This is a genomic window from Candidatus Phytoplasma fabacearum (assembly GCF_030586805.1).
Classification (GTDB): domain Bacteria; phylum Bacillota_I; class Bacilli_A; order Acholeplasmatales; family Acholeplasmataceae; genus Phytoplasma; species Phytoplasma fabacearum.
The window spans coordinates 1-24,388 of the sequence record NZ_JAOSIM010000002.1 but is presented as its reverse complement, the minus strand read 5'-3'; the positions used below and the strand labels follow the sequence as shown (position 1 = coordinate 24,388).

34 protein-coding genes are annotated in these 24,388 nt (G+C 24.3%); 1 reads left to right on the top strand and 33 read right to left on the bottom strand.

Going from position 1 to position 24,388, the window contains the following annotated elements:
- Positions 1 to 14: 14 nt before the first annotated feature.
- From rplF to rpsD, 26 genes are all read right to left on the bottom strand, one after another.
- Positions 15 to 560 carry a 50S ribosomal protein L6 gene (rplF, locus tag OC705_RS00795; protein ID WP_304512437.1) on the bottom strand — a complete coding sequence of 182 codons (546 nt, stop codon included), beginning with the start codon at positions 558 to 560 and terminating at the stop codon, positions 15 to 17.
- Positions 561 to 584: 24 nt separating this feature from the next.
- Entirely contained in the window at positions 585 to 965 is a 381-nt protein-coding gene (rpsH, locus tag OC705_RS00790; RefSeq protein ID WP_304512436.1) for a 30S ribosomal protein S8, read from the bottom strand.
- A gap of 31 nt (positions 966 to 996) precedes the next feature.
- On the bottom strand, positions 997 to 1,266 hold the full coding sequence (rpsN, locus tag OC705_RS00785; RefSeq protein ID WP_304512435.1) for a 30S ribosomal protein S14: 270 nt from the start codon (positions 1,264 to 1,266) through the stop codon (positions 997 to 999).
- Between the two features lie 19 nt (positions 1,267 to 1,285).
- Positions 1,286 to 1,837, bottom strand: coding sequence for a 50S ribosomal protein L5 (gene rplE, locus OC705_RS00780; protein ID WP_304512434.1), 552 nt, complete (start codon positions 1,835 to 1,837; stop codon positions 1,286 to 1,288).
- 19 nt (positions 1,838 to 1,856) lie between these two features.
- Positions 1,857 to 2,204 carry a 50S ribosomal protein L24 gene (gene rplX / locus OC705_RS00775; RefSeq protein WP_304512433.1) on the bottom strand — a complete coding sequence of 116 codons (348 nt, stop codon included), beginning with the start codon at positions 2,202 to 2,204 and terminating at the stop codon, positions 1,857 to 1,859.
- 14 nt (positions 2,205 to 2,218) lie between these two features.
- Positions 2,219 to 2,599 (bottom strand): 50S ribosomal protein L14, encoded by a 381-nt coding sequence (gene rplN, locus OC705_RS00770; RefSeq protein WP_304512432.1) that lies wholly within the window; start codon positions 2,597 to 2,599, stop codon positions 2,219 to 2,221.
- On the bottom strand, positions 2,596 to 2,862 hold the full coding sequence (gene rpsQ, locus OC705_RS00765) for a 30S ribosomal protein S17 (protein WP_304512431.1): 267 nt from the start codon (positions 2,860 to 2,862) through the stop codon (positions 2,596 to 2,598). Before rpsQ ends, rplN begins: the two co-directional genes overlap by 4 nt.
- A gap of 550 nt (positions 2,863 to 3,412) precedes the next feature.
- Entirely contained in the window at positions 3,413 to 3,601 is a 189-nt protein-coding gene (rpmC, locus tag OC705_RS00760; protein WP_304512430.1) for a 50S ribosomal protein L29, read from the bottom strand.
- A gap of 2 nt (positions 3,602 to 3,603) precedes the next feature.
- Complete coding sequence (gene rplP / locus OC705_RS00755) at positions 3,604 to 4,017, bottom strand: 50S ribosomal protein L16 (protein WP_304512429.1); 414 nt, start codon at positions 4,015 to 4,017, stop codon at positions 3,604 to 3,606.
- An 81-nt stretch (positions 4,018 to 4,098) separates the two neighbouring features.
- Positions 4,099 to 4,815 carry a 30S ribosomal protein S3 gene (gene rpsC / locus OC705_RS00750; protein ID WP_304512428.1) on the bottom strand — a complete coding sequence of 239 codons (717 nt, stop codon included), beginning with the start codon at positions 4,813 to 4,815 and terminating at the stop codon, positions 4,099 to 4,101.
- Positions 4,799 to 5,185, bottom strand: coding sequence for a 50S ribosomal protein L22 (gene rplV / locus OC705_RS00745; RefSeq protein WP_304514017.1), 387 nt, complete (start codon positions 5,183 to 5,185; stop codon positions 4,799 to 4,801). The genes rpsC and rplV overlap by 17 nt, the downstream gene beginning before the upstream one ends.
- Before the next feature lie 29 nt (positions 5,186 to 5,214).
- Positions 5,215 to 5,496, bottom strand: coding sequence for a 30S ribosomal protein S19 (gene rpsS, locus OC705_RS00740; protein WP_304512426.1), 282 nt, complete (start codon positions 5,494 to 5,496; stop codon positions 5,215 to 5,217).
- 19 nt (positions 5,497 to 5,515) lie between these two features.
- A complete protein-coding gene (gene rplB / locus OC705_RS00735) occupies positions 5,516 to 6,346 on the bottom strand; it encodes a 50S ribosomal protein L2 (RefSeq protein WP_304512425.1) in 831 nt (276 codons plus the stop codon).
- Between the two features lie 93 nt (positions 6,347 to 6,439).
- Positions 6,440 to 6,733, bottom strand: coding sequence for a 50S ribosomal protein L23 (gene rplW, locus OC705_RS00730; RefSeq protein WP_304512424.1), 294 nt, complete (start codon positions 6,731 to 6,733; stop codon positions 6,440 to 6,442).
- Complete coding sequence (rplD, locus tag OC705_RS00725) at positions 6,726 to 7,361, bottom strand: 50S ribosomal protein L4 (protein ID WP_304512423.1); 636 nt, start codon at positions 7,359 to 7,361, stop codon at positions 6,726 to 6,728. The genes rplW and rplD overlap by 8 nt, the downstream gene beginning before the upstream one ends.
- A complete protein-coding gene (rplC, locus tag OC705_RS00720; protein ID WP_304512422.1) occupies positions 7,354 to 8,019 on the bottom strand; it encodes a 50S ribosomal protein L3 in 666 nt (221 codons plus the stop codon). Before rplC ends, rplD begins: the two co-directional genes overlap by 8 nt.
- Before the next feature lie 102 nt (positions 8,020 to 8,121).
- Positions 8,122 to 8,436 carry a 30S ribosomal protein S10 gene (gene rpsJ, locus OC705_RS00715; protein ID WP_304512421.1) on the bottom strand — a complete coding sequence of 105 codons (315 nt, stop codon included), beginning with the start codon at positions 8,434 to 8,436 and terminating at the stop codon, positions 8,122 to 8,124.
- A gap of 319 nt (positions 8,437 to 8,755) precedes the next feature.
- A complete protein-coding gene (rsmH, locus tag OC705_RS00710; RefSeq protein WP_420887961.1) occupies positions 8,756 to 9,673 on the bottom strand; it encodes a 16S rRNA (cytosine(1402)-N(4))-methyltransferase RsmH in 918 nt (305 codons plus the stop codon).
- A 45-nt stretch (positions 9,674 to 9,718) separates the two neighbouring features.
- Entirely contained in the window at positions 9,719 to 9,943 is a 225-nt protein-coding gene (gene rpoZ, locus OC705_RS00705) for a DNA-directed RNA polymerase subunit omega (protein ID WP_304512419.1), read from the bottom strand.
- A gap of 35 nt (positions 9,944 to 9,978) precedes the next feature.
- Positions 9,979 to 10,611 (bottom strand): guanylate kinase, encoded by a 633-nt coding sequence (gmk, locus tag OC705_RS00700; RefSeq protein ID WP_304512418.1) that lies wholly within the window; start codon positions 10,609 to 10,611, stop codon positions 9,979 to 9,981.
- Between the two features lie 79 nt (positions 10,612 to 10,690).
- A complete protein-coding gene (leuS, locus tag OC705_RS00695) occupies positions 10,691 to 13,144 on the bottom strand; it encodes a leucine--tRNA ligase (protein WP_304512417.1) in 2,454 nt (817 codons plus the stop codon).
- 11 nt (positions 13,145 to 13,155) lie between these two features.
- Positions 13,156 to 13,431 (bottom strand): acyl carrier protein, encoded by a 276-nt coding sequence (locus OC705_RS00690; protein ID WP_304512416.1) that lies wholly within the window; start codon positions 13,429 to 13,431, stop codon positions 13,156 to 13,158.
- 309 nt (positions 13,432 to 13,740) lie between these two features.
- Positions 13,741 to 14,520 (bottom strand): diadenylate cyclase, encoded by a 780-nt coding sequence (locus OC705_RS00685; RefSeq protein WP_304514015.1) that lies wholly within the window; start codon positions 14,518 to 14,520, stop codon positions 13,741 to 13,743.
- Between the two features lie 38 nt (positions 14,521 to 14,558).
- Positions 14,559 to 17,006: a magnesium-translocating P-type ATPase gene (mgtA, locus tag OC705_RS00680; RefSeq protein WP_304512458.1), complete on the bottom strand. Its 2,448-nt coding sequence runs from the start codon at positions 17,004 to 17,006 to the stop codon at positions 14,559 to 14,561.
- A 26-nt stretch (positions 17,007 to 17,032) separates the two neighbouring features.
- Positions 17,033 to 17,233, bottom strand: coding sequence for a cation-transporting P-type ATPase (locus OC705_RS00675; protein WP_304512414.1), 201 nt, complete (start codon positions 17,231 to 17,233; stop codon positions 17,033 to 17,035).
- Between the two features lie 98 nt (positions 17,234 to 17,331).
- Positions 17,332 to 17,937, bottom strand: a complete 606-nt coding sequence (rpsD, locus tag OC705_RS00670; RefSeq protein WP_304512413.1) for a 30S ribosomal protein S4 — start codon at positions 17,935 to 17,937, stop codon at positions 17,332 to 17,334.
- A gap of 507 nt (positions 17,938 to 18,444) precedes the next feature.
- On the opposite strand from rpsD, the gene OC705_RS00665 reads away from it, so the two are divergent.
- Positions 18,445 to 19,101 (top strand): adenylate kinase family protein, encoded by a 657-nt coding sequence (locus OC705_RS00665; RefSeq protein ID WP_304512412.1) that lies wholly within the window; start codon positions 18,445 to 18,447, stop codon positions 19,099 to 19,101.
- A 68-nt stretch (positions 19,102 to 19,169) separates the two neighbouring features.
- Here OC705_RS00665 and OC705_RS00660 read toward each other — a convergent pair whose 3' ends face one another.
- The 7 genes from OC705_RS00660 to OC705_RS00630 all read right to left on the bottom strand — a co-directional run bounded on the left by OC705_RS00660 (position 19,170) and on the right by OC705_RS00630 (position 24,275).
- Positions 19,170 to 19,799, bottom strand: coding sequence for a hypothetical protein (locus OC705_RS00660; RefSeq protein ID WP_304512411.1), 630 nt, complete (start codon positions 19,797 to 19,799; stop codon positions 19,170 to 19,172).
- 42 nt (positions 19,800 to 19,841) lie between these two features.
- On the bottom strand, positions 19,842 to 21,122 hold the full coding sequence (gene obgE / locus OC705_RS00655; protein WP_304512457.1) for a GTPase ObgE: 1,281 nt from the start codon (positions 21,120 to 21,122) through the stop codon (positions 19,842 to 19,844).
- 476 nt (positions 21,123 to 21,598) lie between these two features.
- Positions 21,599 to 21,901 (bottom strand): 50S ribosomal protein L27, encoded by a 303-nt coding sequence (gene rpmA, locus OC705_RS00650; protein WP_420887830.1) that lies wholly within the window; start codon positions 21,899 to 21,901, stop codon positions 21,599 to 21,601.
- 9 nt (positions 21,902 to 21,910) lie between these two features.
- On the bottom strand, positions 21,911 to 22,231 hold the full coding sequence (locus tag OC705_RS00645) for a ribosomal-processing cysteine protease Prp (RefSeq protein WP_304512409.1): 321 nt from the start codon (positions 22,229 to 22,231) through the stop codon (positions 21,911 to 21,913).
- Positions 22,232 to 22,249: 18 nt separating this feature from the next.
- Positions 22,250 to 22,573 (bottom strand): 50S ribosomal protein L21, encoded by a 324-nt coding sequence (gene rplU / locus OC705_RS00640; protein ID WP_304512408.1) that lies wholly within the window; start codon positions 22,571 to 22,573, stop codon positions 22,250 to 22,252.
- 139 nt (positions 22,574 to 22,712) lie between these two features.
- Entirely contained in the window at positions 22,713 to 23,666 is a 954-nt protein-coding gene (gene trhO / locus OC705_RS00635) for an oxygen-dependent tRNA uridine(34) hydroxylase TrhO (protein ID WP_304514014.1), read from the bottom strand.
- A 108-nt stretch (positions 23,667 to 23,774) separates the two neighbouring features.
- Positions 23,775 to 24,275, bottom strand: coding sequence for a nucleotidyl transferase family protein (locus OC705_RS00630; RefSeq protein ID WP_304512456.1), 501 nt, complete (start codon positions 24,273 to 24,275; stop codon positions 23,775 to 23,777).
- Between the last annotated feature and the right edge of the window lie 113 nt (positions 24,276 to 24,388).

Below are 24,388 nucleotides of genomic sequence, written 5' to 3'. Positions count from 1 at the left end.
AATAAATTCCTTTTTTATTTTTTAGCACTTTTGCCAGCTTTACGATGGATATAACCACCAACATAATATATTCCTGTTCCTTTATAAGGCTCTGGCTTCGCAAGAGATATTATTTTTGCAGCAAATTCACCTACTAATTGTTTATCAATACCTTTAATAATTATTAAATTATTTTGTTTATTAACTTGCACTATTAAATTAGGTAAAATATCAACAATAACATCATGAGAATAACCTAATTTAAAAACTAATTTATTGCCTTCTACTATACATGAATAACCTAAACCTGTAATTTTAAGTTCTTTAGAAAAAAAATTTTTAACTCCTTGAACCATATTATTCAATAAAGCTCTAGTAGTACCGTGAATTTTTTTAATAAAATTATTATTATTAGGTCTTGTAATAGTAATAATATTATCTTTTTTAATGATACTTAAACAAGAATTAAATTTAAGTTCTAATTGGCCTTGCGAAGATGAAACTAAAACTTGATTATCTGGCTTAATTTCTACAAACACGCCTTCTGGAATCGAAATAATTTTCCTTCCTACCCGTGACATAAATATTCTCCTTCATTTAAATTACTACCAAATATAAGCTAATACATGTCCTCCGACATTTAAAGATGAAGCTTCATAATCTGTTAAAATACCTTGAGAAGTAGAAATTAAAGCTATTCCAAAACCATTTCTTACTTTAGGAATATTTTGGACCGAAACATACTTAGAAACTCTTTTTAATCCTTTAATTACACTTTCTTTAGTTTCTTTATTATATTTTAGATAAATAAAGATCTTATTAAGTTTTTTATCTATGTTAAAATTTGTAATAAATCCTTCTTTTTTAAGTACTTCTAATATTCTGATTTTTAAATTCGAACAAGGTACGCAAACTTCATCATATTTCATCGCATTAGCATTTCTCATTCTTGTTAATAAATCAGCAATAGTATCCGTCATTACCATAAATTTATACTTATACTTCCTTTTATAATATTTACCAACTAATTTTTATAATGCCAGGGATTTCACCTTTATTGGCTAATAAACGAAAATTAATACGAGATAAACCAAATTTTCGCATATAACCCCTAGATCTACCATCAATCTTATCTATATTTTTGCAACGCACAATAGAAGAATTAACAGGCAATTTCGCTAAACTTTGATAATCTTTTTTGTGTTTCAATTCTGTTCTTATATTAAAATATTTTAAAAATATTTCTTTTTGTTTTAAATTTTTAATAATTTTTGATTTCTTAGCCATTTATATTGCACTCCTATTTTTATTTTGTCCTTTTAAAAGGCATTCCATAAAAATCTAATAATTTTTTAGCTTGTTGATCATTGGAAGCTGTAGTAACTATAGAAATATCCATACCAAAATTTCTTTTTACTTGATCCAAACTAATTTCCGGAAAAATAATTTGTTCTTTAATGCCTAAATTATAATTACCTTTGCCATCGAAAGATTTTAGAGAAAGTCCTGAAAAATCTTTAATCCTAGTTAAAACAATATGAATCAATTTATTTAAAAAAAACTCTTTTCTATGGCCTCGCAAAGTTACTTTTAAACCAATTATTTCTTTAGTTCGTAATTTAAAATTAGAAATAGATTTTTTAGCTTCAGTATTAATAGGAATTTGACCACTAATTAAAGCTAATTGTTGACGACAATCATCTAAAAATTTAGTATCTGAAGCAGATTTTCCAAGGCCCACATTAATAACAATTTTTTCTATTTTAGGAACTTGCATAATAGAATTAACATTAAAAATTTCTTTTAAAGCTAAAAAAGTATCATTTTTTGTATAATTATTATTTTCATTGATTTCCATATTATTTAACCTTTTTTATTTAATTAATAATTGCTAAACCTGTTTTTTTAGAATAACGAATTTTTTTATCTGAATCAATACGAAATCCTACACGAGTAGGAATTTTTAAATCCGGATCGATCAAAGCAACATTTGAAACGTGAATAGGCATTTCTTCTTTAATTATTTGACCTTTTTGATCATTATCATTGGCAGAAGTTTTGTGCTTAATAGCAATATTTACACCTTCCACTAAAACCTTTTGCTCTTTAAAAAAAACTTTTATCACTTTTCCTGTACGAAATACTTTTTTTTGGCTAGTAGGATCTACAATATAACGATCTTTTCCAGCAATAATAGCTACTGTATCACCTTTTTTTATACGCATAATTTATAATAACCTCATACCACCAAAACTTCTTCTGCTAAAGATATAAATTTAGAAAAATTATTTTTTTGAAAATTATAATTTCTAATAGCAGGTCCGAAAATTCTAGTTCCTCTTGGAGTCATATCGTCTTTAACCATAACAACTGCATTATCATCAAATTTAATATAACTGCCATTTTTGCTTTTAAAACCGTGTTTAGTTCTTAAAATAAGAGCTTTAGAAATACTACCTTTTTTAATTAAACTAGTAGTAGTAGTTTTTTTAACAGAAACTGTAACTAAATCGCCAATATAAGCATAACGTTTACCGGTATCCCCTGGAATACCAATCACCAAAACTTCTTTAGCTCCACTGTTATCTGCCACTTTTAAACGTGTATTAACTTGAATCATAAATCAGACACCTTTTTAACAGAACGTAAAATTTTTACTAAACGAAACCTTTTTAATTTAGATAAAGGACGAGTTTCTTCAATGAAAACCATATCACCTATTCTAGCATCTTCGTTAGGATCATGAGCATAAAATTTACTAATTTTTTTAAAACTTTTGTTATATAATGAATCCTGTTTGTCATATTTAACAGCTACAGTTATAGTTTTAGACATTTTATCAGAAACAACTGTTCCTGAAAGTTTTTTTCTAACATTACGCATTTATTATTTGATCCTCCTTTTTATTATTAAAAAATTTATTAAAATTGATTGGTCAATAAATTACTAGAAAATTTTTGCAAAATAAATATGAAAATCCATTAATATTAAAAATTTAATAAATAAAAATTTAATAAATAATATTATTTATCGAAAATAAATTTATAGAAAATATAGAAATATTTTTTTTATTTAATTATTAAACCTATAAAAAAACTAAATAATTATAAAATTTATAGTATTCTGAACTCCATATATTTTTTTAATCCATTTTTATTTGAAATAAATCATTACTGATTTATTTTATCATGTTATTGTGTCTTTTTTATATTTTCATTCAAAATATCACAAAAATTTAATTAATATTTAATGATTTATTATTAAATTGTTTTTATGAATGAAATTGTATATTTTAAATCATAATAATTTAATTAATAATTATTATAAATATTTTTTAATATAATAAAATTAAAATTCCGATTAGCAAAGATGAAAAATTTATTATTACAATAAATAAATTTAATTATATCTTAATTTAAAGGATAAAAATTATTTATTTTTTTTGTTCTCGAATAACAGTTTTTAAACGAGCGATGTTTTTGCGAATTTTACGGATTACTGAAGTATCTTTTAATTTGGATAATGCTGATTGAAAATGTTTTTCAAAATATTCTTTCTGAAAATATTCGAGTTTTTTAAAAATCTCATCCATTCCCATTTTACGAATTTCATTAATTTTCATATTCATTTTCCTTTAGCGACAATTTTAGTTTTAATAGGTAATTTATGTGAAGCCAATCTTAAAGCTTCTTTTTCAAATTTTTCTATATTATTTAAATCACGAACTTCAAACATCACAGTACCACGTTTAACCACGGCTACCCAATTAACTACATTACCTTTCCCAGAACCCATTCTAACTAATTTTTTTTCAGTAATCGGTAAATTAGGAAAAATATTAATAAATACTTTACCTTCTCGTTTTAAATGACGAGTCATAGCTATACGAGCAGCTTCAATTTGTCGATTACTAATCCAATGACCTTGTTGAGCTACTAAACCATAATTACCATTTAAAATTCTAGTTTGACCTTTAGCTTTTCCTTCGTAACTTAAACGATGTAAACGACGATATTTAGTTTTTTTTGGCATTAACATAAAAAAATACCTCTTTTATTTGAAATGATTTATAAATACCTTATTATTAATTATATTTTGAAATAATTTTAAAAAAATTATTTATTTTAATTGATTATCTGCCTTTGAATTAGATATATTGTCGTGAGATATTTTTCGAAAAATTTCTCGATCATCTTTAGAAGTATAATTGCCATCACAAATCCAAACTTTAACACCTAAAACTCCATGAATAGTTTTAGCAGCAACATATGCATAATCAATTTTAGAACGAAAAGTTCCTAAAGGTAAAATCCCTTTAATAGTGGTTTCTGTTCTAGCGATTTCAGCACCACTCAAACGGCCTTTGAGACTGATTTTAATACCCTTAACTCCCGCTTTTAAAGCTTTTTGTATATACATCTTTTTCACAGCTCTAAAAAAAGCCCTTTGTTGCAATTGTGAAGCTATATTTTGAGCTATTAAAGAAGCTACTTTATCAGGATTTTTAACTTCAATCACATGAATATTAATATCTTTTTTAATTAATTTATATATCTCTTGAACTAATTTATTTTTCTCTTTATTATCAGAACCTATCACAACTCCTATTTTTGGAGTATACAAAAAAATGTCAATATTTTCCTTATTATCTTTTTTTAAACGTTGAATTTCCACACGAGCAATAGTTCCCAAAGGATAATAATCATTAATAAATTTTCTAAGATTATAATCTTCATGAATTAATGAAGGGACTTTTTTATCTTCTGTGTACCAGTTAGATGCCCAATTACGTAACAATGATAATCTTAAAGCAATAGGACTACTCTTTTGACCCATTAGATTCCACCTTTCTTTCTAGTTCTATTTTTTGCGAAGCAACCAAAATAGTAATATGACTAGTGTTTTTTTGAATTTGATTGCTTCTACCTTTAGCTCTAGGTAATAAGCGTTTCATTCTAACACCTTGATTAACAAAAATTTTCTTAACATATAAACTATTAATATCAAAATTAAAATTATTAACAGCATTAGCGACAGCGCTTTTTAATAATTTTAAAACTACTACAGAAGCAGCTTTATTGGTAAATTCCAAAATAGCTTGAGCTTCTTCAATATTTTTATAACGAATTAAATCAATAACTAAACGTATTTTTCTAGGTGCTATCGGTACTCGTTTAGCGATAGCTTTTACATCATTATTAAACATTTTATAAATTTTCTCGCTTCCCTAGAATTTTATTTTTTTTGTGAACTTTTATCTTTTTTGGCATGAACTACATATTTGCGAGTAAAAGCAAAAGAACCCAATTTATAACCTACCATATCTTCAGTAATAAATAAATCTGTAAAATCTTTGCCATTATGAACAGCAATCTTATAGCCAACAAATTCAGGTATTATACTAGTATCACGAGAATAAGTTTTTATAGTTTTTTTAATTTTTTGTTTTTCTTGTTTCATCACTTTAGATAATAAATTATGATCAGCGAAAAAACCTTTTTTAATAGAACGACTCATGATTTACTTATTCTACTCCTTATTTTTTACGACGTTTTAAGATTAAACTTGTAGATTTTTTATTTTTTTTACGTGTTTTAATACCGCGATCGGGTTTACCAGTATAACTTCTAGAAGAAACATAACCGATAGGACTGCGACCTTCTCCGCCACCATGAGCGTGATCATTAGGGTTCATAGCAGTACCTCTTACTTTAGGTCTTTTATTTAAATAACGAGATCTACCTGCTTTACCATTTCTAATTAATTTATAAGTATCATTACCTATAGCACCTATAGTAGCTCTACAAGTTGATAAAACTTTACGAATTTCTCCAGAAGGTAAATTTAAAACAACATATTTATCTTCGCGAGATACAATAGTAGCATAAGCGCCAGCACCACGAGCCAATTGACCGCCCTTACCAGGTTTTAATTCAATATTGCTTATAACGGAACCAATAGGAAGATTTTTTAAAGGTAACACATTTCCTACCTTAATATCTGAACCTAAACCTGATGAAACATAACTACCAACAGTTAATCCTTTTAAAGATAAAATATATCTTTTTTCGCCATCTTGATAATGAATCAAAGAAATATAGGCATTTCTTTTAGGATCATATTCGATAGTAGCAACTTTACCTAAAATACCATCTTTATCACGCTTAAAATCGATAAGACGAATTTTTTGCTTAGCTCCTCCTCCGTGGCCTCTAACAGTAATAACACCTCGATTATTACGACCTCCTGTATTGTTTTTAAAAAATAATAATTTTTTTTCTGGTTTAGAAGTAGTAAGTTCGGAAAAACTTTGCAATTGCATATTTCTATGGCCATTAGAGGTAGGTTTGTATTTTTTGATAGACATAATTAACCTTTTTTCCTTTAATTTATTTAATACACTTTAAAAAAAATTTTGTAAGTTACAAAATTTTAAACCAAAATATAAACCTAATTATAATCATTTAATTTCATTGAAATCGCTAATTCTTTGTCCTGGAACAACTTTTACAATAGCTTTTTTATAAGCTGAAGTGTAACCTGAATATTTACCTTTCCTTTTAAACTTTGGTAAAACATTAATAATATTAACAGACATAACATTAACTTTAAAAATATATTCTATAGCCTTTCGAATTTCTATTTTATTAATATTTTTGTCAACCTTAAAAAAATATTTATTATATAATTCCATCTGTTTATTAGTTGCTTCGGTAATGATAGGATCTTTAATATACTTATAATATTTATTCATTAACGATTGTTCCTTCCAAATAATTAATTGCTTGACGAGTAATAATTAAGTATTTTGCTTGAAAAATTTGGTAAACACTAAAATGAGTAACACTTTCTAACATTACTTGAGATAAGTTATTAGTGGATTTGATTAAAGAATCAGTCAATTCCGGAACTACGATTAAAATTTTATATTTAAGATTAATCTTTAATTCAGTTAATAATTTAGTAAATTCTTTAGTTTTAGAAGTTTGCAAATCTAAAAAATCTAAAATCATTAAAGTATTATTTTTCAAATGCCAAGATAAAGCTGCATGAAAAGCTAATTTGCGCACTTTATAATTAATTTTAAAATGATAATCTCTTTTTTGTAAAGCAAAAGTATGACCTCCGCCTCTCCAAATAGGAGAACGAATAGTTCCTTGGCGAGACCTACCAGTTCCTTTTTGAGCCCAAGGTTTACGGCCTCCTCCTGAAACTTCGGAACGATTTTTAGTTTTATGATTGCCAAGTCTTTTAGCAGCTCTTTGTTGATTAATAACATCATAAATTACTTGTTGATGCAATTTAACTCCAAAAATTTTATTTGATAAAATTATTTCATCACATGGTTGACCATGTATGTTAATTACCTTACACTTAAGCATGAGATATAGCCTCTTTATTAGTTTGTTTAACAGCTGATTTAATCATCACAAAACCTTTGTTAGGTCCAGGAATGCTGCCTTTAATTAAAATAACATCTTTATCTGATATTACTGATATAATTTTTAAATTCTGCATAGTCACTTTATGAAAACCCATTTGACCAGGCAAATGCTTTCCTTTTTGATTACCTTTAATAGGGCCATTAGAACCTGGTCTTCGATGAAATCGTGAACCATGACTTTTTGGACCAATAGTTTGATTATATTTTTTAATGACTCCAGAAAAACCCTTACCTTTGCTAATTCCTGTTACGTCTACAAAATCTCCAGAATTAAAAATATGGATATCCAAAATTTGTCCTGGTTGTAATTCAGACAATTCATTTGAACTATTATTATTAAAAGAAATTTCACGAACAAAAAATTTAGGGGAAGAATTATATTTACTGAAATGGCCTTGAAGTGGTTTTGTCGTATTTTTTTCTTTTTTAGTTTCAAAAGCTAATTGTGTCGCTTGATAACCATCTGTGTCTATTTTTTTTTGTTGTAAAATAACATTATCAGCAACATGCACAATAGTAACAGGAACTACTAAACCTTGATCATGATCAAAGAATTGAGTCATACCTATTTTTCGTCCTAAAATTCCTTTAGACATTTTAAATAATATCTCCTTTTAAAATAATAATAAAATCTAAAAATATTAACTAAATATATGAAAAAATTAAAATTCATTTTATGGTATATATAATATTATATTTTATTGTTTAATACTAATATCAACTGATTTAGGAACATCAATACGCGTTAATGCATCGATAGTTTCAGCATTAGGGTTAATAATTTGAATTAAACGTTTATGTGTGAAACGGCCAAATTGCTCTCGACTATCTTTATTAACAAAAGTAGAACGCAAAACGGTAAAGATTTCTTTACGAGTAGGTAATGGTATAGGTCCTCTAATTTCGGCTCCAGTGGCAATAATACTATCAATAATTTTTTTAATAGTTGATTCTAACATTTTAAAATCATAAGTTTTTAAACAAATTTGAAAAATTTCTGAATTTTTTTTCATCCCCTTATATTAACCTTTCCTATTGTAAGCAAATAAAACATTTATTTGATATTTAAATGCATAAATTCTTAATTTTTTTAAGCCTAAAACATATATAAAAAATTTATTAACATAAAATAATAATTTAATTTACCATAAAAAATCATCAAATTAAAAAATAAAATATTTTATATTATTCCGAAATTACCTAAAATAATATAAAATATTCACAGAATATACACATTTATCATTATATCATAAAAAAATATATATCTATTTATATCAACAAAAAAATTTCTACTAAAATATAATTTTCGAAAATAACATAAAAATACTATTTTTATATATTTTTAATAGCTACTCTAAGTTTAGCTGAATGACTACAAGAATTAAATTCTTGTTCTCTGGCAGAAGGTCGAATAACTTTTTTATTTATAATTCTTAAAACAGGAATTGGCAAATCTTTATCGTGAATAGGCAAATTAGAAAAAACCGAATCATAAGAACTATTTTGTTTAAAAAAATATTTTACTAAACGATCTTCTAAAGAATTAAAACTAATTACTAATATAATTCCACCTTTTTTTAATAATTTTAAACTTTGTTCTAAAGCTAATTTTAAACATTTTAATTCTTGATTAACTTCTATACGCAAAGCTTGAAACACTCTTTTAGCGCTATGTCCACGATTATTACGAAAATTTTTAAATTTATCAGTAATTTTGACTAAATCAAAAGTCATATACAAAGGTCTATTTTTAATAATTTCTTTAGCGATCATGCGAGATTTCGGTTCTTCCCCATAATTTTGAAAAATCTTTTGCAAATCTTCTAAAGAATAATGATTTAAAATATATTGAGCAGTAATAGGATTATTACAGTTCATTCTCATATCTAATACATCATTACGTAAATAACTAAAACCTCTTGTATTATCGTTAATTTGTAACAACGATAATCCTAAATCAAAAACAATACCATTAATCGTAGTTACTTTTCGCGCTAATAATTCATCGTATAAATAAGAAAAATTTTTGTTTATTAAACAAATATTTTGATAATTAATAAATCTTTGTCGACATTGCTGAATAGCTTTAATATCTTGATCAAAAGAGTATAAAGTACCAGTAGTTAGCTTATTCAAAATAGCATGACTATGACCGCCTGTACCCAAAGTAGCATCAACGTAAACACCAGAAGAATCAATATTCAAATATTCCACAACTTCCTGAAGCATAACAGGTATATGATTTGTAATTAACAATTCTCTAAACCTCATTAATCAAAATAAAAGCAAATGCTTTTAATCTTCTTTAAAAATAATTTTAAAATTTTTATTAATAATTTCCGATAAAGCTTTGCTAACAATTTTTTTACCCTTAATTTGAGATTTATAAAGTTCATCTTTAGTTTCTATAATATGAGCGATCTTCCCGGCAACATAAGCTAATTTATACTTAGAATCAATACATTTTAATAAATCATCAATAGAATCAGTTGAAAAACCTTTTTTTTGATTAGAAAGCATTTTTATACACAATTTCCTTTCTCGAAATTATAAGTTTAAATTAAAATTTTAGATGAATAAAACTTAATAATTCTTTTAAATTTTACACGTTCTGCAACTAAAATAGACATAATAATATTAACTGTATCATCTAATTTATCATTGATAATCATATAATCATATTTTTTTATTTTTTGAATCAATAATAATTCTTGACGAGCTTTAGAAATACGTTCGTTAATGATTTGTAAAGACTCTGTATTTCGATATTCAATGCGTTGTTTTAAAATTGCAATAGAAGGAGGAGCTAAAAAAATAAAAACACTTTTACTTTTAATAAAATTATTACTAATTTGTAAAGCCCCTTGAACATCTATTTCTAATAAAACATCTTTGTTTTTTTTTAACTCTTCCATTACTTTAATTTTAGGAGTACCGTAATAATTACCAATAAATTCATTATACTCTAAAAAATAATTTTCTTTAATTTTATCTTTAAAAAATTGATTACTAACAAAAAAATAATCTTTACCGTTTTTTTCATTTATTCTTGGAGACCGAGTAGTCATAGAAACTGAATAAACTAAATTATTTTTAATTCTCTCTAATAATAATTTCTTCACCGTTCCTTTACCAACTCCTGATGGTCCCGAAATAATTATCAACATCCCTTCTTTATTTAATCGCATAAATAATTAAAAAACCATGCTTTCTCAAAAAATTATAAGTAAAGATTTTAATTATTAGATATTGAAATCAAATTATAATCTATATTATAACTATATTTAATAATTTATTTTTGATATAAATAGTATTAATAATCTTTTTATTTTTGATAAAACTTAAAATTTTTTCATCTTTTTCGATAATTTTTAAAATTTCAGATTTATCTGTATCTAAAGAAATTAATAATTTAGATTTAATTTTACCATTAATTTGAATAACAATAACAACTTCTTTTTCTTCTAAAACAGAAACATCATATTTTGGCCAAGGAGAATAAACTAATTCTTGATTAGATTTTAATTTAATTTGATTTAATTCCTCTGTAATATGTGGAGCTATAGGATTCAATAATTGTAATAAAATTCTAATTTGCACACGATCTACTTTTTCATATTTATAAATATAATTAGTTAAAATCATTAATTGACTAATAACTTTATTAAATTGAAATTTTTGATAATATTCAGTAACATTTCGAATAGTTTGATGTGTAATTTTATTTAAAACTAAAAAATTTGATTCACAAATAATAAAATTATCAAAAATATTGTAAATACGATTTAAAAAACGTTGAATACCCTTTAAACCTTGTTCTGACCAAGATTTATTATCTTCCAAAGGGCCCAAAAACATAATATAAAGTCGTATTACATCAGCTCCATAAGCATCTAAAACTTCCGAAGCATTAACAATATTGCCTCTAGATTTACTCATTTTTAAATTATCGCTGCCTAAAATCATACCTTGATTTATTAATTTATAAAAAGGCTCAGGAGTCGATATTAAACCCCAATCATACAAACATTTACACCAAAATCGAGCATAAATTAAATGACCATGAGCATGTTCAGCGCCACCAATGTAAACATCTACAGGCAAAAAATAATCTAATAATTTTTTAGCTTCCATGGTATTTAATGGTATCATACTTAAATAATTTTTTAAAATATAACCTATATAATACCAAGAACTGCCTGCAAATTGTGGCATAGTATTAGAATCGCGTTTATAGGTTTTACCATTTTTATTAAAATATAACCAAGAATGAATTTGAGATAAAGGAGAGCTGCCTTTATATAAATGTTCTATATTTTCAGTTTCAGGCAATTCTAAAGGTAATTCATCATCAGACATTAAATAAATTTTATTATTTTCGTCATAATAAACAGGAAAAGGTTCTCCCCAATAAATTTGACGAGAATATAACCAATCATAAATTTTATAAGTATTAAATGTTTCCCCCCATTTATTTTTAATAGATAAATTTATAATTTTTTCTTTAGCAGAATTTTCATCCAAATCATTTAAAAAGTCACTATTAATAAAAATTCCACCATTTTTTAAACATGGTTTTTTAATTTGTTCTCCCCTTTGGTATAAATGGCAACGAGGACCACAATATTTAATAATATATTTATTTAAATTATATTTTTTAGCAAAAATAAAATCCTTTTGATTATACAAAGGTACTGACATTAATGCTCCTGTTCCATAATGCATAAAAACATAATCTGAAATCCAAATAGGAATTTTCTGTTTATTACAAGGGTTAATAGCATAACTACCCGTAAAAACTCCCGTAATTTCTCTATTAATATCTCTTTCTAAATTACTTTTACGTTGAGTTTTTTGTAAATAATTATTAACTATTTGTTGGTTTGCGGAAATAGTCAAAAGTGATACCCAGGGATGTTCGGGAGCCAAAATTAAAGCACTAACTCCAAAAATTGTTTGAGGCATAGTAGTAAAAACAGACAAAATTTTTTCATTATCCATTGATAAAGGAAAATAAAAAATAAAACCTGATGTTTTGCCAATCCATTTAATTTGCGTTTCTTTAATAGGTGCTGGCCAATCTAGCAATGGCAAATCATCCAAAAGTCTATCTGCATATTTAGTAATTTTTAAAACCCATTGTTTCATTTTACGCTTAAAAACAGGATAACCGCCACGTTCTGATATAATACCTTCAGAAGTAGAAATAATCTCCTCATTAGCTAATACTGTACCTAATTGAGGACAAAAATTTACCTCAACATCTTGCAAAACAGCTAAGCCTTGTTGATAAAGTTTTTTAAAAATCCATTGAGTCCATTTATAATAATAAGAATCGGAAGTAGCTAATTCTCGACTCCAATCAATACCTTTTCCGAGCAATTTTATTTGTTTTTTAAAATTAGCAATATTTTGATAAGTTACATAAGAAGGATGCTGACCTGTTTGCGAAGCATAACGTTCTGTAGGTAAACCAAAAGAATCCCATCCAAAAGGATGTAAAACATTAAATCCTTGCATTCGAAAAAATCTATTAACAATATCACTAGCAGAATAACCTACTAAATGTCCAACATGTAATCCTTGAGCGGAAGGATATGGGAACATATCTAAACAATAAAATTTTTTCTTATTATAATCAAGTTGTGTTTTAAAAGTTTGTTGTTGTTCCCAATGCAATTGCCATTTAGCTTCTATGCCACGAAAATCATAAATTAACATAAAAAACTTTTTTAACTCCGATTTTTTTTATATTCGATATTTTGATTTTCTTCTGTGTATCCAGAAGAATTAGCCTCAATATAAACTACAATATCTTTTACTAATTTAAATTGTTGTAATTGTTCATCACTAATTTTAATATTAAAAATCTTTTCTAATTGAATAGCCAAATTAACAGCATCTATAGAATCCATTCCTAAATCTTCCTTTAATTTTGTTTCTAATTGAATTAGATCTTCAGACAATGATAATTGTTCCGAAATTATTTTTTGAATTTTATTAAACACTATTAACTCCATATATTTAAATTTATTTTAAAAAATATACTAAATCAAAAATTTATTATTTTAAACATTCGATAAAAAATCAATGTATTAACATAAATAAAAAAACAAATATTTATTTATTGAAAAATATTTAATAAATATATATTGAGAAGATAAAATCTCAAAAACTTTACTTCAATTATACTAAAAAAAATTCATAAAAAAGCTAGTTATAATTTATAAAAATATAAACATTATCTGCTATATAATTTAATTAATATTAATTACAAGCGTAAAAAATCTATTTTGGCTAAACACAATTATCCGTCACTAACCCATAAACATAGTTAAATATTCTTCAAATTTATTGCGATCATTCATTAATAACATAATTCCATCCACAGCAATAGAAATATCACCTGTTTCTTCAGAAACTATAATAGTCATACTATCAGTATGTTCGCTAATACCTAAAGCAGCTCGATGCCTAGAACCTGTAATTTTTTCAAAATGTTGGTTATCGGATAACATAAAATAAGCTCCAGCAGATAAAATTTTATTACCTCGAATAATGACAGCACCATCATGCAAAGGAGTATTAGGCATAAAAATATTAATTAATAATTCATAAGAAACATTAGCATCGATAAAAATAGATTTTTGAGCAAATTGCTCTAATGTATTATATTTTTCAATAGTAATCAAAGAACCAATTTTTTTTTCTGACATGAACCAAACAGCTTTTAAAATTTGATTTTGTGTATTTTTGTTGCCCATAACTATCATTTTTTTTCTGTTCCAAAAACCAGACCAATTTTGCACATAAAAACGCAAATAAGGAGCTTTGATAATAATAGGCGCTATCATAACAAAATTTAATATCACATTATAAATATTAATTTTTTCTAAAAAATGTCTAATTGGTTCAAAATAATTATATTTTTCCCAAAAAAATTTCAAATAATAAACAAATAAAATTCCTAAAAAAAAACAATAAACTACTTTAATAACTTCATATTTACTAAAAAAAATATTTAAAGAAATATAAAATAATAACAAAATAGCTATAAAAAATAATAATATATTTAAAATATCTGGCCAATAGATCATTAAATACACCTATCCATTCGGTCAAAATTAATCTAATCTCAAACAAGATCACGTTTATTTATAATAAATAATTTTTTAATTAAACATAAAGATAAAAAATACAAGAATAAAAAGCTTGCTAAAATAAAAACATAATCTTTATTAAAAGGGTTATCAAAATATAATCTTTTTGATAAAAAATTTATACAAGGCAAATAAGAAGCTAAAACTCCAGCTACAAAAGGAAACATAAATATATAAATAGTTTTTTTCCAATTTCTCATACAATTAGAAGTTCTAAGGTAAAAAATAGTCAAAAATTGAGTCCAAATCGAAAAAATAAACCATCCTGCCCTGAATAAATTAATTTTATCACAATTCCAATCACTAGAAGAAAAAATACCATATTTCCATAATAAACTAGAACAAAACAAAATATCAAAAATAAAAGTTAATATTCCGAATGCAATCATAAAAAAACAAATATTACGACTATCCCAACGAGATTTTTTTTGTAAATAGATAGATTCTACATCGTCAAAAGGCAAAACTAAACAAGATAAATCATAAATTAAATTTAAACATAAAATCTGAATAGGCATAAAAGGAATAAAAGGCAACAAATAAGAAGCTAATAAAATACTTAAAATATTACCAAAATTAGAGGCTAAAGTGAATTTAATATATTTCAACATATTGATATAATTTTTTCGACCTTCTAAAATTGCATATTTTAGTACAGTTAAATTTTTATTCAATAAAATAACATCTGCTGATTCCTTAGCAACTTCAGCTCCTGAATCAACAGTAATGGATAAATCTGCATTTTTCATAGCGATAGCGTCATTAATACCATCTCCTATAAAACCTACAATATGTCCTTTTTTTCGAAAAATATTAATAATTCTAGCTTTTTGCTCTGGATATAGTTTAGCAAAAATACTAGTATAATGAGCTTGTTTGTAAATTTCTTCATCACTCATTTCGATCAAATTAGATCCTAATAAACATTTTGTAGAATCAATATTAACTTTGTGAGCAATAATTTTTGATAAAATTTCATTATCACCGGTTAAAATTTTAACATCTACACCACAACTTTTTAAAGCTAAAACAGCATCTGCAGAACTAACTTTAGGAGGATCTAATAAAATTAAAAAACCTAACATAATCATATTATTTTCTATGTTTTTATTATCATTAGACATCGAATTTTGATTTTTTTTAATTAGTTTATAAGAAACTCCGATTACACGGAATCCTAATTGATTATAATGAATAACATAATTTAAAATCTTAGGTTTATCAATATTAAATATTTGAGATTCATTGGTGTTCGGATCAATAGATTCAGCATAATTACAAATATTTAATATTTCTTCTATCGCTCCTTTAGTGATAATTAAATCATAATCTTCATGAATATTATGAAGAGAAATAGTCATAATTCGGCGTTTAAAATCAAAAGGAATTTCGTCAATTTTAATAAAATTTTTCACTAACATAGAATCAAAATGACAATTATCATGCATTTTATCAATAATTGCTTTATCTATAACGTTTTTTAAACCTGTTTGAAAGTAACTATTTAAATAAGCATATTGTAAAATTTTAAAATTACTTTTATTATAAATATCTAAATAATTTTCAATAGCAACGCTATCTTCTGTTAAAGTTCCCGTCTTATCAGTAAATAAAATATCTATAGCACCAAAATCTTGCATAGAATATAAATTTTTGACAATAACATTATATTTAGAAAGAACAGCAACACCTCTCATAAAAGAAGTTGTAACAATTAAAGGCAACATTTCAGGAGTAATGCCTAAAATTATACTTAAAGCAAAAGCAAAAACATTCCAAAAAATAAATTTTTCTGTACATTTATACCAATTTAAAGCAAAAATTAAAGGAAATAAAATCAAAATGCAACCAATTAATATTTTAACAATAGAATTAATTCCTTGTTTTAAAGAAGAATAATTTTTTTCTTTATCTAAAGATTGATGTACATGACCCAAATAAGTATTTAATCCTGTCAAAACTACAATTCCAACAGCATAACCCGAAACAACATTAGTGCCCATAAAAACTAATCTAGGATCATCTAATAGATTATTAGTTTCTTTTTGAGAAAAAGCATTTTTTTCTACCGCATCCGATTCCCCCGTAAAAGTTGTTTCTTTAACAAAAAAATCTTTGGTCTCTATTAATCTTATATCTGCCGGAATAATATCTCCTGCCGATAATAAAACTATATCTCCAACTAATAATTCGTTTAAAGATATTTTGAAAATTTGGTTAGATCTTTTTACAGATGCCGTTAAAGAAACAATTTTTTTAAGTTTATCTATCACGCTAGAAAATCTAGCTTCTTGTAACCAATGCATAAAATTTGAAACTAATAAGATAAAAGAGACAATAAAACAAGTAGCGTAATCCCTAACTCTAGGATCGGCTAAATAAATATCTTTAAAAAAATAAAAAATTAATAAAAATAATAAGATAAAATTAAAAGGATTTAATAAAACTCTTATGATTTTAGTAAAATAATAATTTTTTTTTTATTCAAAATATTAACATTATTATTTTTCTTTCTTTCATCAATCTCATCTAAAGATAAACCATCAAGACTAGAAGATAAATAAGCTAAAAGTTCATTAATATCTTGGTGACTAACTTTCTTAAGAAAATTCATGTTAGAAAAAAAATTTTTTCTAAAAGGTAACTTCATTTTTATTATACAACTCCCTAAATAAAGTAAAATGTCCAATATTAATATCTAACATTTATTTATCATTATTATTTGATTAAGAAATAATTGATCCATTTTTATCTATTATAATATTCTACAATTAATTGTTCATTAATATCTGTTAAAAACTCATTTCTATAAGGGTATCGAACATAACTACCTATTAAAGAATTTTTATCCAAAATGACATAATCAATTTTATTCTTGCTTAACGTTTCTAAACAATGAGAAACTATTTTCATTTGTTTTGCTTTTTCTTTTAAAGTAATTTTTTGTCCTGGTTTAACAATATAAGAACTAATATCAACTTTTTTACCATCTACTAAAATATGACCATGAGAAATAAATTGTCTTGCTTGTAAAATAGTTTTAGCAAAACCTAACAAATTAACAATTCTGTCTAAACGAGATTCTAATGATATTAAAAAATTTTCTCCATGAGAACCTTTAAATTTAGCCGCATTAATAAAAAAACGTTTAAACTGTTTTTCAGACATACAATAAGTAAAACGAACTTTTTGTTTTTCTTGTAACTGGAGTCCATAATCACTTAATTTATTTTTTCGTTTTTTATTTTTACTTAAATTAAAATTATTTTTTTTATGTAATAATTCTTTTCCTGTTCCAGTTAAAGAAAAATTCAAAAAACGTGATTTTTTCCAAATCGGTTTCGCGGTAGACATCCACAATACTCCTTTTTAATTCACTTATTAGTGAAATTTGATTTTTATTTAAATTCCGAAAATGCTAACGTACATATAGATGAATAAATACAACACTATATATCATATATTCTATGATAAAACCAAAAGATAGTCAAGTAAATAGTTAACTTTAATTAAAAAATTTTCATTAAATAAATTAAATATGAAAATTTAAAAAATATATTTTGTATTTAAAAATAATAAAATACTAATGTTATTGAAATTAGTGAATTTATGTGATATAAATACTTAGTGTTTATCATTTTTTCAATTTTAATCGTAAATTTTATAAAATTTAAAAAAAACATATTTAAAACTTTAATAAGCACATTTTTTTGATGCTAAAATAATTTAATTTAATAAATTACTTTAACTTTGCATTTTAATATCTTTTAAACTAAAAATACAATTAAAATGAATTTAAATATTAAATGAATTACTACATAATTCTTTCATTAAATCTATCCAAACAAGAAAGGTTATAGAATGAATATAATATTAATAGGTCCGCCTGCTACTGGTAAAGGGACACAAGCGATAATTTTATCTAAATATTTTAACATTCCGCATATTTCGACAGGAGATATTTTCAGAAAAAATTTACAATTAAATACTGATTTAGGTAAATCAGCGAATTCTTATATAGAAAAAGGTTTTTTAGTTCCTGATCATATCACAAATGCTATGATTAAAGAACAATTATTAAAAGACAAAAATAAAAAAGGTTTTATTCTGGACGGTTTTCCTAGAAATTTGCTACAAGCTGCCTTTTTGAATGAATTATTTAAACAACAAAATATTATTTTGACAAAAGTCATTTATTTTAATTCTGATATCAAAATTTTACAAAAAAGAATTTTAGGCAGAATAATATGTCCAAAATGTAGAGAAATTTACCATTTAGAAACTAAAAAACCTAAACAAAACGGAATATGCGATAAAGATAATACTGTTTTAATCCAGAGAAAAGATGATAATTTAATAACTTTTAACGAACGTTTAGCGATTTATCAAAAAGAAACTTATCCTTTGATAGAACATTACCGTAACAAAAATCAACTCTTAGAAATTCGCATTGACGATGATAATATGTCTATTAATGATGTAACAAAAATTTTATTACAAAAAATTTTAAAATCTTAAAAAACAAAAATCAAAACTTTATATATAACTTATTAAAAATAATTTTTATAATCTAAAAATTAAATTAATTATATTTTATTATAATTAATTAGATAAAAAGATAAAAATTGTCGATTTATTTTTAAATAAATATGAGTTAAAATTCCAGAAAAGAAAAAAACCGATAAAAAACGAATATAAATCCAAGGAGATGCAAATCTTTTTAAAAATTTATTATAAAAAGAAAAATTATTAAAATAATCATAATTTTTATTATAAAAAATACAATCTAAAAAAAAAAGATTTAACAAAATTGATGTTATAAAATATAAACAACAAATTAAAGTTACTCGCCAATATACCGAAAAAAATGAATTAAAATATTTTGATAGTAAAAAAATAGGTAAAACACCTAAGCAAAATCCATAAAATACAGTTAATAATGGATTATATGGATAAATAGTACCTCTAAAACAAAAACCCAGAATTTCTATAAAAGAAATAGAAACAAAAGACCAAAAATAACGACGATTAAATAAGGGGATAAAAAATAAAGGTATTAATTTGAAACCATCTAACCAAACGATAGAATTCCAAAAACGTAATAAAGAATAAGAAACAAATAACTTTTTAAAAATCAAATCTAAAACAAGAGATAAAGAAGATAAACAGGCTAAAAAAACTATTCGCTCTAAAGATGATAATTTCAGTTTTTTCATATGTATAATTTTCCTTTTTGACTTTATAAATGTGTTATTTATTTAAAAATTTGCCTCATTTACAAATTCAAAAATACAATTACAAATTTTTACTTGATCACATGATTTCATTCCTCTTTTTTGTAATTCTTCTTCAACCCCTATTTTTTTCAAAATATAAGAAAAATGACTAATTGATTCATGATTACTAAAATCAGTTCTATGAAATAATTTTTCAATATAATCCCCAGTAACTACATAACAACCATTACTTTCTTTGGAGATGATAAACTTAACTGATTCATTAAGAGTAAAAATCTTTTTATCTTCGATATCATTAACAATTAAATCATTATACAAATCATTTTTTTGCAAATATTCTATAATAATATTTTTTAAATCTGTTAAACCTAAATAATTAACAACAGAAATAGGAACGATGGCCTTATCTTTTATTTGTTTTGATAAAATAATAAAATTTTTTTGAAAACAGGGTAAATCTTTTTTATTAATAACTATTATTTGAGGTTTTTTTAACATATTGACATTATATTTTTTTAATTCTTCATTTAATAATAAATAATCTGAATAAATATTATCATTTGAAGCATCACATATATGTAATAACAATTTGCATCTTTCAATGTGTTTTAAAAAATTAATACCCTGACCACGCCCTAAAGAAGCATTTTCGATTAATCCAGGAATATCAGCGATCACAAAATTTAATTTTTTATCAAAAACCATTCCTAAACAAGGTGTTAAAGTAGTAAAAGGATAAGAAGCAATTTTCGGCTTAGCATTAGATAAAGCAGCTAATAAAGAAGATTTTCCTACATTAGGTAAACCTAATAAACCCACATCTGCTAACATTTTTAATTCTGTTCTAATAATTAAACTTTCCCCTAAATCGCCTTTTTCAGCATAAGAAGGGGCAGAATTAGAATGATTAGCCAAAGCGAAATTACCTTTACCACCTTTACCACCTCGAGCAATTATCAAATGTTCTCCAACTTTTAAAATTTCTCCAATTAATTGATTATTTGTATGATTATAAATTAAAACACCCAAAGGTACTTCTACAAACAAATCAGGAGCATTAGCTCCGTTTTTATTTTTATTTTCACCGTTATAACCATTTAAAGCTTTAATTTTTTTACGATATTTAAGTTTAAATAAATTATTTTCTCCGGAAACACCTACAAAAATTACAGATCCTCCATGACCTCCATTTCCTCCTGAAGGCCCTCCATAAGGGACATATTTTTCCCTCCTAAAAGCGACTTTTCCACATCCTCCGTCACCAGCTTTCACATAATTTATAACTTCATCAATAAAATTCATATAATTCCCTAAATTCATTAGATAAATAGCCGATAAATTTAGTAATAAATTTTTATCTTTTTTATGGCAAAATAATATTTATATTAATATAAACAAGAATTAAAAATCTCTTTATATCCAAATATTCCGTTATATTGATAAAAAAAGATAAATTAATTTTTTTCATGTTAAAAAATTATTAATATTTTTAACCCATTAAATTTATCTGATGTTATTGTAAATAAAAAATACTCAAGTTAATAATATTATGATTAATGACAAAATATAACTTAATTTAATTAAAATTATTTCATAATCAAATAGTCTATAATTAAAACCAAAAGATCCACTAGTAAATAAAAAAATACTTTAACATTAATAATTCATTCTTAAAAAAGATATATATTTTTATATTAATTGGTTTTATTATCCAAAAATAATTATCAATAAAAAAAACACTTATAAACATTATTATTTTGGTTATCTTGACAATAAAATTATTTTTTTAAAAAATTGTTATAAACTGACGCACAAGTTTTTTGTTTTTTATTGATGCGAATTTTTTCAAATTTAACAACACCATTAATAAGAGCAAATAAAGTATCATCTTTGCCCAAACCAACATTTTTACCTGGAACAACTTTAGTCCCTCTTTGGCGATAAATAATAGATCCAGCATTTGTATATTGACCATCTGATAATTTAGCACCTAAAGATTTAGAATGAGAATCACGTCCATTGCGTGTCGAACTAACTCCTTTTTTAGTTGCAAATAATTGAATATTTAATTTAAACATAATTAACCTCTTTTAATTTGTATTTTTAATCAATTTAACTTTCAAACAAGTTTGATATTGTTGACTTAAATCCTTTAAAGTATATTTTAAATTTTGTAATAATTTATTAACTATTAAATTAGATTTTAATAAAATTAATTTAAAATAACCTTTTTTTAATTTAAAACTAATTTTATTTTTTAAATTTAACAATTCAATAGCATTAACAGTCACTATTATAGCAGTAGATACCGAAGAGCAAACTATATCATTTGAACCAGAATATTGTGCATGACCTTGAATCAAAATAGAAATAATATTATCGTTATTATATTTTATAAAACATTCAATCATATATAATTGATTAAATCATCATTTAGGCAAATTAATGTTCGTAATTAAAAGTTTTGTGTATGATTGTCTATGTCCTTTTTTACAACGATACTTTTTACGTCTTTTATAAGTTGCTACAATAATTTTTTTAGATTTACCTTGTTTAATAACTTTAGCTTCTACTGTTGCTCCTTGAACACAAGGATTTCCTAAAATAGAGTTACCTTCAGAATAAATAGCTAAAACTTTACGAAAAACATAAACTTCTTCTGGTTTTACCGATAATTTATCTGTAAAAATTTCTTGATTTAAAGTAACTTGGAATTGTTTATTACCATTAGCCACAATAGCAAATTTATCCATAAATAACCTCTTTCTTTCTTAAACATAATAATATTATTATTTTAAAATAATTTAACATAATATTAATATAATTCAAATAATTTGGTTTGATTCAAATAAATGATTATTTCTTTTTCTTAATCATTAAACCATTAAATCATCATTTCAAGCTATTATTTACATTTATAGATTTTTTATGATTTTCACGATTAAAACGATTATGAGTGTGTTGTCGGCAACGAAGACAACAACTACCTGAATATTTTATTTCATTAGCTAAACTACATAAAATTTGTTTATTACATTCAGGGTTAGAGCAATTAATATATCTTTCGCAAGGAGTCTGATCAAAAAAATCTTTACCTATAATAGTATGTCTTTTTTTATTCACTTTCACAGCAATTCTTTTATCAAAAACATAAAGACTACCTTGAAATCTTTCACCTTGAATTTCTTTATCTTGGCTATAATTAATAATTCCTCCTTTGAGTTGAAAAACTTCAGATATACCTTTATCCTTCAAATAAACAGATAATTTTTCGCACCTTACTCCTCCAGTACAATATGTTAAAACTGTTTTATTCGCAAACAAATCTAAATTTTTATCTATCCAAGCGGGCAATTCTCGAAAATTATTAATATCAGGTAAAATAGCATTTAAAAAATTTCCTAATTTTGTTTCATAATTATTACGAGCATCTAATAAAATAATATCAGATTTTTGAGATAAATAATAAAAATCTTTAGGTTCTAAATAACAACTATTTTTAGGAAAAATATCATTTATTAACTTGAAAGATACTATTTCTTTTTTATATTTTACAGAAAGTTTCGGAAAAACATGATCCTTAACCGAATCTATTTTAAATGCAGTATTAGCTAAGCAAGAATCTTGTAATAAAAATTTCATATAAGAATTAATATCTTTTATTAATCCTGACAAAGTTCCGTTAATACCTTCGTCAGAAATAATAATTCTACCTAACAATTTATTTCTAATACAAAATGTTTTGTGAAGATCGCATAAATTTTGAGGATTTTTAATATAATTATAATTATAAAATAAAATAACTTGATAAAGATTTGTGTCAATTTGATTTTTACTAGATATCATAAATATTTAATAATTCCTTTATTTTAAAAAAAACAAGTATATATAAAAATAATAACTAAATTTAAATTATTTAATTTTTAACTACCTAAAATAATTAAATTCATAAAATCAAAAACTTTTATCAATTAATTTAGAAAGTTTAGGATCTTGAGCATATTTTTTATAATTTAATTTTTGCAAAAATTTTAAAGTAGTTATAGGAACTAATTTTTCCATATCTTTAAAATTTCCCTGAATAAATAACTTACGAACTTGCGTCGCTGAAATAGGTTTAAAATCCACCATTAATCTAGATAAAATAACTAATTCTATTGGAGATGAAAGCAAAATTTCTTTCATAATATTATTGTATAAATTAGTAGTAGATGAAAAAGGTTCTTCTCCTACGTAACGTTTTTTAATACCCAAATGATAAGCTATATAATTTTTGAAAATATTTGTATCTAAAATAGCTTGAGAGCGAATTACTTGTTCAGAAGATGGCAAAAAATAAGAAGGGAAAACATTTCTCGATACTAAATAATTACTACCTTCTATAATACAAACATTTTTTATGTTTTGTGTAGCTAGTTTGACCATTTCCTTGCGTTGTTCATAATACGGATAGATTAATTGCGTTTTATTCAGCGATTTATCTTTGCTGTTTTATTTACAATCAGCCCCCGTCCAAACCGGACAAGCAAGTTTCCCAGCATCCGGCTTTCCATAATTTACTCTCTTTC

Coding starts and splice junctions, on each gene's coding strand:
- rpsJ (WP_304512421.1), bottom strand. CDS start 8,436: ATGAAAAAAAATTCAGAAATTTTTCAAATTTGTTTAAAAACTTATGAT.
- rpsQ (WP_304512431.1), bottom strand. CDS start 2,862: ATGCGTAATGTTAGAAAAAAACTTTCAGGAACAGTTGTTTCTGATAAA.
- rpsC (WP_304512428.1), bottom strand. CDS start 4,815: ATGGGTCAAAAGAGTAGTCCTATTGCTTTAAGATTATCATTGTTACGT.
- OC705_RS00675 (WP_304512414.1), bottom strand. CDS start 17,233: ATGAAGTTACCTTTTAGAAAAAATTTTTTTTCTAACATGAATTTTCTT.
- rpsD (WP_304512413.1), bottom strand. CDS start 17,937: ATGTCTACCGCGAAACCGATTTGGAAAAAATCACGTTTTTTGAATTTT.
- rpsH (WP_304512436.1), bottom strand. CDS start 965: ATGGTAATGACGGATACTATTGCTGATTTATTAACAAGAATGAGAAAT.
- OC705_RS00665 (WP_304512412.1), top strand. CDS start 18,445: ATGAATATAATATTAATAGGTCCGCCTGCTACTGGTAAAGGGACACAA.
- rpmC (WP_304512430.1), bottom strand. CDS start 3,601: ATGAAAATTAATGAAATTCGTAAAATGGGAATGGATGAGATTTTTAAA.
- rplE (WP_304512434.1), bottom strand. CDS start 1,837: ATGGAAATCAATGAAAATAATAATTATACAAAAAATGATACTTTTTTA.
- rplV (WP_304514017.1), bottom strand. CDS start 5,185: ATGTTTAATAATGATGTAAAAGCTATCGCTAAACGAGTACCGATAGCA.
- rplD (WP_304512423.1), bottom strand. CDS start 7,361: ATGCTTAAGTGTAAGGTAATTAACATACATGGTCAACCATGTGATGAA.
- OC705_RS00645 (WP_304512409.1), bottom strand. CDS start 22,231: ATGATTGAATGTTTTATAAAATATAATAACGATAATATTATTTCTATT.
- leuS (WP_304512417.1), bottom strand. CDS start 13,144: ATGTTAATTTATGATTTTCGTGGCATAGAAGCTAAATGGCAATTGCAT.
- rpoZ (WP_304512419.1), bottom strand. CDS start 9,943: ATGCTTTCTAATCAAAAAAAAGGTTTTTCAACTGATTCTATTGATGAT.
- rplU (WP_304512408.1), bottom strand. CDS start 22,573: ATGGATAAATTTGCTATTGTGGCTAATGGTAATAAACAATTCCAAGTT.
- rplC (WP_304512422.1), bottom strand. CDS start 8,019: ATGTCTAAAGGAATTTTAGGACGAAAAATAGGTATGACTCAATTCTTT.
- rplB (WP_304512425.1), bottom strand. CDS start 6,346: ATGTCTATCAAAAAATACAAACCTACCTCTAATGGCCATAGAAATATG.
- rpsS (WP_304512426.1), bottom strand. CDS start 5,496: ATGAGTCGTTCTATTAAAAAAGGTTTTTTCGCTGATCATAATTTATTA.
- rpsN (WP_304512435.1), bottom strand. CDS start 1,266: ATGGCTAAGAAATCAAAAATTATTAAAAATTTAAAACAAAAAGAAATA.
- OC705_RS00660 (WP_304512411.1), bottom strand. CDS start 19,799: ATGAAAAAACTGAAATTATCATCTTTAGAGCGAATAGTTTTTTTAGCC.
- rplX (WP_304512433.1), bottom strand. CDS start 2,204: ATGCGTATAAAAAAAGGTGATACAGTAGCTATTATTGCTGGAAAAGAT.
- rplP (WP_304512429.1), bottom strand. CDS start 4,017: ATGTTAATGCCAAAAAAAACTAAATATCGTCGTTTACATCGTTTAAGT.
- gmk (WP_304512418.1), bottom strand. CDS start 10,611: ATGCGATTAAATAAAGAAGGGATGTTGATAATTATTTCGGGACCATCA.
- obgE (WP_304512457.1), bottom strand. CDS start 21,122: ATGAATTTTATTGATGAAGTTATAAATTATGTGAAAGCTGGTGACGGA.
- OC705_RS00685 (WP_304514015.1), bottom strand. CDS start 14,520: ATGATCTATTGGCCAGATATTTTAAATATATTATTATTTTTTATAGCT.
- rplN (WP_304512432.1), bottom strand. CDS start 2,599: ATGATTCAAGTTAATACACGTTTAAAAGTGGCAGATAACAGTGGAGCT.
- trhO (WP_304514014.1), bottom strand. CDS start 23,666: ATGATATCTAGTAAAAATCAAATTGACACAAATCTTTATCAAGTTATT.
- rplF (WP_304512437.1), bottom strand. CDS start 560: ATGTCACGGGTAGGAAGGAAAATTATTTCGATTCCAGAAGGCGTGTTT.
- rplW (WP_304512424.1), bottom strand. CDS start 6,733: ATGAATAAATATTATAAGTATATTAAAGATCCTATCATTACCGAAGCA.